Source organism: Bartonella florencae, assembly GCF_000312525.1.
GTDB classification, from domain to species: Bacteria; Pseudomonadota; Alphaproteobacteria; order Rhizobiales; family Rhizobiaceae; genus Bartonella; species Bartonella florencae.
Map to the genome: position 1 here is coordinate 1 of NZ_HE997483.1, position 818 is coordinate 818.

Genomic DNA, 818 nt, shown 5'->3' on the forward strand with positions numbered 1-818 from the left:
GGAGGCAGCGCGCCCTGTAACACTTAAGGTTTGTGGTGGGCTGCTTACAGAGATTTCGTCTATCAGATAGGCTCCCATATCGCGGTTTTTTCCGCCTTCATAGCCAAGTGTTATGGAAATAACTGTCCCGATGAGAGGAATGTCAAGAAAGCCATTATCGCTCTCACGGGCGCGGTCATCAAGCTCTATGGTGATACGGTCACTTTTGTCTTCTGCTTCATCGGTAATTTCAATCGACAAAACATAGTCCATGAGAGTTCTTGTAATGTCTTCGCCATTTGCCATCACTGTGCAAAAAGGTTTCATGATTTACTGCCCCAAATTCTCATAACAGGGGTGGCTTTGGGATAGGGAAGGGTTGGCAAAACGATTGTGATGCCTGCTTTTAAAATGGGGCCATAGTCTGCAAGACCAAAGTTTGCTGCATAAACGCGTTCAACAGCAAGGGCTTGTTGCCCCTTAGCATAGTATTTCCAGCAAATAGCATCTACCATATCGCCATCTTTGGTCACGTAAAGATTACTCATAGTTCTTCACCATATTCTCTCAAATTGACGGTAAATTCTTGTTTTTTTGGGCTACCATTTTGATGAAAGAAGCTTTGCTTTTCTTTAACAGAAAGAATGACAAACTTGCCCAAAATCTTGCCTTGACCCGTCACAAGGATATGAGGTCCCTCATGTGCCATTTGTCGTAAATATTCCAGTTGTCTATAACCGCCTTTAAAGTCTGGATAGATCACGCCGGTGAGAGAAAATTCCGCATTGGCAGCCGCTGGTAATTGAAGCGCGGCCTTGCGCCTCAATCGCCCTTGCTCG

At 45.0% G+C, this 818-nt stretch carries 2 protein-coding genes and 1 pseudogene; all 3 read right to left on the reverse strand.

Annotated features, from left to right (window positions below):
• Positions 1-306: pseudogene (locus BN202_RS08920) on the reverse strand (late control protein); the annotation flags it as partial.
• Positions 303-527 carry a tail protein X gene (locus tag BN202_RS08925; RefSeq protein WP_019220300.1) on the reverse strand — a complete coding sequence of 75 codons (225 nt, stop codon included), beginning with the start codon at positions 525-527 and terminating at the stop codon, positions 303-305. The pseudogene BN202_RS08920 and the gene BN202_RS08925, both read right to left, overlap by 4 nt.
• Positions 524-818, reverse strand: a 295-nt coding sequence (locus BN202_RS08930) for a phage tail protein (protein ID WP_019220301.1), incomplete at its 5' end; no start/stop codon positions are given. The genes BN202_RS08925 and BN202_RS08930, both read right to left, overlap by 4 nt.

What these genes read in the sequence shown, in the direction of transcription:
- BN202_RS08925 (WP_019220300.1), bottom strand. Translation starts at nt 527, where the DNA reads ATGAGTAATCTTTACGTGACCAAAGATGGCGATATGGTAGATGCTATT.